Below are 4170 nucleotides of genomic sequence, written 5' to 3'. Positions count from 1 at the left end.
ATCGCTGCATAGTTGAACAGTGATGTTCAGCAGTGTTCAGCGTAAATGTATCAGAGACGCCGGCAGGAACGGACAAGAGGGGATCCCAGATGCTTCTACTGCGCCCGCAGAATAGAGCCCTGCTGTCGGGATCAACGCTGCCGCCCAGAGGGGCAGGTGGGACGCAGCGGGCAGCGGCCACATTCGGGCATACGGGCCTTGCAAATGCGCTTGCCCAGCCGGACAAAGTTGACGTGCAGGGAATAGGCTTTGCCTCTGGGGATCTGAGGGGAAAGCTGAGCAAAAGTGTCGTCGGGATGTTTGGCCCGCACCAAGCCCAGGCGGTTGGCCACTCGATGCACATGGGTATCCACCGGGCAGAGATCCCGACCCAGCCCGAACAACAACACACAGGTGGCGGTCTTCAGCCCTACCCCTTTTAACGAGAGCAGAAAGTCGAGGGCGCCGGCGTCGTCCAGGTCGCGCAGAAAGTCGAGGCTCAGGGATCCCTGTCGTTCTTGAATGGCGGCCAAGATCTCCTGAATGCGGGCTGCCTTGAGGTGGGCTAAGCCGCCGGAGCGGATCACCTGGGCCAGATCTGCCGGATCGGCAGCCAAGACCGCTTCCCAAGAGGGAAAGGCGGCTTTGAGGGCGCGGAAGGCACGGCTGCTGTTGGTGTCAGTGGTGTTCTGGGAAAGGATCGTGCCCACCAACTCGTCCAGGAGATCCGGGCGGGGGGAAAGCCCATCGGGAGCCCGCTGGGGGATCCCGAAGCACTGCTCTAGCCGCATCAACAGCGATTCCATCCTGTCGGCGGGCGGGAGTTCCGCCAGCAGGGCAGGGGGCTCCGCTGCTTGAGCGGGCGCAGGCGGGCAGTGGGAAAGACCATCCACTCTCTGCTGGACCACAGCTTAACGGGCAGAACTTTGGCGGATTTCCTGCAACAGGCGGGCAAGAACCTTGCTGGCATTGGGAGGAGCTGCGGCCTGCAAGCGAGCGGCCATTTGGGCAACCACCTGCGGCTGGGCCAACCAGGTCAACACCGTTTGCCGCAGCAAGTCCAGATTCTCTTCGGATTCTCGCATGACCACCCCCCCACCGCGCCCCACGAAGGCCAGAGCATTCTGATACTGATGATCCTCAGCGGCAAAGGGATAGGGGATCAAAATGGCTGGGGTGGCGGTGGTCAGCAACTCCGCCAGGCTCATGGCTCCGGCGCGGCTAATGGCAAAGTTGGCCCGCTGCAACAAGGCAGCTACATCTCGACGGAAAGGAAAGGGCCGGTAGCGGGGATGGCTGGGGATCCTGGCTTCCGGATCTTGAGCTTCGCTGCCGCCGGTCAAATGCACAATCCAGGCCCCCGCCTCCAACCAAGCTTCGGCACAGGCGGCCACCATGCGGTTGAGGCCCCGCGCCCCTTGGCTGCCCCCCATGACCACAATGAGGGGATCCCCGTCGGGAATGGGGAGGTCGGCAGGGAAAGGCTGGGGCGTGTAGAACTCGGCCCGCACCGGCGTACCCACCACTTGGGCAGCCACCCCTGGCAAATGCTCTGCCGTCTCTGCCATGCCCAGCGCCACCACCTGACAAAATCTCCCCAACCAACGGGTCACTTTGCCCGGGATCCGATTGGACTCGTGCAGCAACACCGGTACCCCCAGCGAGCGGGCGGCCAAAATGGCCGGAGCGGCAATGTACCCACCGGTGGTCAGGACAATATCAAACCGTCCCGACATAAGGAGTCGGCGCACTTGTAGGGTCGCACGGGCCAGTTGGGCCAAGGCCTGCAGCCTGTGGAGAGGGGATCCCTGCCAGCCCGACATGACGACCCGGTGCAAGGGATACCGCTCCCGCACCAGCTTCCCTTCCATCCGATCCGGCACCCCCAGCCATTCGATCTGCCAGTCGGGCAACTGCTCGGCAATAGCCAAAGCCGGAAAAATGTGGCCACCAGTGCCACTGGCAGCAACCAGCAGCCGCGGGCGTGAAGCTGGATCCTTGGCGCGTATATCCACCCGTGTGCCGATTAGGGATCCCTGAGACCTTCAGGAGTTGTTGGAGCTGACATAGCGCAAGAGGGTGCCCCGTTGCCCCAGAATAAACCCTTGCTCGGGGCCGAAAAACTCAATGCTGTAGAAGTTGGCGGGGATGTTGCTGAGTTTCTTGGCCTGCTCCCAGGTTTTGCCACCGTCAGGGCTGTGGATCAGGGTAGCGCCACCCCCCACCACCCACAGGTCGTGGTCGTTTTGATAGGCGGCATTGAGGTAGCCAAAGCTGAGGGCCCGCCCCGGACGCAGCGGCGACGACCACTGGCCGGAGGTGAAGTCATCGGTAAAGGCGATCTCCGCCCCTTGGTTCAATTTCCAAGCGCTGCCGTGGGGGCCAAAGCCCATGTTTTGAATGCGGCGGGAGCTTTCCCGCGGGTAGGGCTTCCAGGTGCGACTTTCAGGAGTGTACAGAAAGTAGAAGCTGCCCCGCGACGACACCGCCAGATATTCGCCTTCAGGGCCGCGGGCAATGTTTTTGATGGCCCCAATCGGCTCATCCACTTGGGCATGCCAGGTCTGACCGCCATCTTCGGTGCGGTAGATGGCCCCCACATTGGTCACCATTTCGGCGGCGCCAGGGCCCAGAGCCTGGATCAAGAGCGGCTCCCCTGGCAGTTGGTTGTTGAGGCGGATGGAAGTCCAGTCGGATCCCTCGTTTAGGGTGTGGAGGAGGATCTTCGGCTGCCCGGCCACCCAGCCTTCTGCCCCAGCAAAGCTAATGGAGGCCAGGTAGGCTTCCGGCTCCAGACCCGGCAGCTCCCGCACCTGCCAGTGCAGACCCCCATCGCGGGATTCCAGCAGCGTCGCCTTGTCTCCCACCAACCAGCCATGGGAAGGGGTGGTGCCGGTGAAGGCAATGTCCAGCAGAATGTTCTGGGTGGGCACTTCCACCTGCTGCCAGGGGACCACCCGCATGTTGGGCATCCGCGCCGCCATTAGCAGCACCGAGACAGCAATCAGCAGCACCAGCCTCAGGGGTTTGAACATCTTGACCCTCACTCGACGAAATAGAAACTCATCAAAAATAAAAATCCCAGCGCCAGTCCCAAGAAGATCAGCAGGTTCTTTTGAGCAGGGGTCATCACGTTCACCCCCAGGCCGTAGCGCAAGTTCTCTTGAAAACCGGAAGGCTTGCCCTTGGCGCCCACTGCTTGGAACGAGCGCTTACCGGCTCGGCACACCGGACATTTCCAATCGGCTGGCAATTCCTCAAACGGTACGCCCGCCGGGATCCGATTGAGCTGATCCCCCTTGGCCGGTTCGTAAACATAGCCACAAGAACGACATTCGTAGCGCTGCATCCGCAGGGGATCGCTGAGCTGCGCATCGGTTTCATCTTCCGGCAACTCAATGAGCCTCGGTGTCTTGGGAGAACGGGGTTGAACACCGGGATCCGGTTGCGAGCCATTCATGGTCAGGGAGCCATCCGCATCGTCGATCCTATTATGAGAGGAATTGTTACAAAAATCTACTCAGACCCTTTCTTGTTGCTCAGGGGGATCCCGCACCAGCCTGGGATGCCGACCTGAAGAGACTTATCCGGTGGACACAGGGATCCACCAGGGGGATCCTATGTTATGTTTTGGCTATCTTGCCCTCAGTGTTGTGCAAGCGGGTGCCTTTCATGACCACGCCCCCTCGCCGACCGGCCCTCAATCACGTGCTCATCGTCAAGGATCGTCACGGGCCAAAAGCCTACTGGTTGACGGCTGAGCTCTACTCCTTAGGCCGGGATCCGCGCAACAGCATTCGCATTGACTCCCAGTACGCCTCTCGCTACCACGCCATTTTGGTTAAGACAGAATCCCCCTCTTCTCCCGATGGGTTTACCTACCAAATCATCGACGGAGACATTCAGGGCACCCCCAGCACCAACGGCCTTTACGTGCGTGGGCAACGGGTGGAATTTCGGGATCTTGAGGACGGGGACGAGATTCAGTTTGGCAACGATGCCACCGCTACCTACTCGCTGCAAAATAAGGATCTGGATGAAATTCTGGCTACCTTTGAAAACACCCAGATCGTTGGGCTGTAGGAAGCTGCCTTCCCTGTTGGGTCTTGGCCTGTCCCGTCTGCATGCTGGTTGAAGGGTTAACCGGCGCTTGGAGAGGGGATCCCGTCGCCGTATTTTCGGGATCGCTTG

General features: G+C 60.7%; 5 protein-coding genes. 1 reads left to right on the top strand and 4 read right to left on the bottom strand.

Annotated elements, in window-relative coordinates; translation table 11 throughout:
* Nucleotides 1-131 precede the first annotated feature (131 nt).
* From NW838_RS09605 to NW838_RS09590, 4 genes are read right to left on the bottom strand one after another with little or no spacing between them, the layout of a single operon-like run.
* A complete protein-coding gene (locus NW838_RS09605; protein WP_414356781.1) occupies nucleotides 132-872 on the bottom strand; it encodes an endonuclease III domain-containing protein in 741 nt (246 codons plus the stop codon).
* 18 nt (nucleotides 873-890) lie between these two features.
* A complete protein-coding gene (gene murG, locus NW838_RS09600; RefSeq protein ID WP_414427938.1) occupies nucleotides 891-1994 on the bottom strand; it encodes an undecaprenyldiphospho-muramoylpentapeptide beta-N-acetylglucosaminyltransferase in 1104 nt (367 codons plus the stop codon).
* A gap of 30 nt (nucleotides 1995-2024) precedes the next feature.
* On the bottom strand, nucleotides 2025-3014 hold the full coding sequence (locus NW838_RS09595; RefSeq protein WP_049749647.1) for a photosynthesis system II assembly factor Ycf48: 990 nt from the start codon (nucleotides 3012-3014) through the stop codon (nucleotides 2025-2027).
* Nucleotides 3015-3022: 8 nt separating this feature from the next.
* Nucleotides 3023-3439 carry a rubredoxin gene (locus NW838_RS09590; RefSeq protein ID WP_255344539.1) on the bottom strand — a complete coding sequence of 139 codons (417 nt, stop codon included), beginning with the start codon at nucleotides 3437-3439 and terminating at the stop codon, nucleotides 3023-3025.
* A 212-nt stretch (nucleotides 3440-3651) separates the two neighbouring features.
* Between NW838_RS09590 and NW838_RS09585 the strand changes: the two genes are divergently transcribed.
* A complete protein-coding gene (locus NW838_RS09585; protein WP_414342337.1) occupies nucleotides 3652-4062 on the top strand; it encodes an FHA domain-containing protein in 411 nt (136 codons plus the stop codon).
* The last annotated feature ends 108 nt before the right edge of the window (nucleotides 4063-4170 follow it).

Source organism: Synechococcus sp. R55.2, assembly GCF_047462075.1.
In the GTDB taxonomy this organism is placed as follows: Bacteria; Cyanobacteriota; Cyanobacteriia; order Thermostichales; family Thermostichaceae; genus Thermostichus.
This window is presented reverse-complemented; position numbering and strand designations above follow the sequence as displayed.

Bases quoted from the DNA above. Each gene is read 5' to 3' on its own strand.
- NW838_RS09590 (WP_255344539.1), bottom strand. From the start codon at position 3,439: ATGAATGGCTCGCAACCGGATCCCGGTGTTCAACCCCGTTCTCCCAAG.
- NW838_RS09595 (WP_049749647.1), bottom strand. From the start codon at position 3,014: ATGTTCAAACCCCTGAGGCTGGTGCTGCTGATTGCTGTCTCGGTGCTG.
- NW838_RS09585 (WP_414342337.1), top strand. From the start codon at position 3,652: ATGACCACGCCCCCTCGCCGACCGGCCCTCAATCACGTGCTCATCGTC.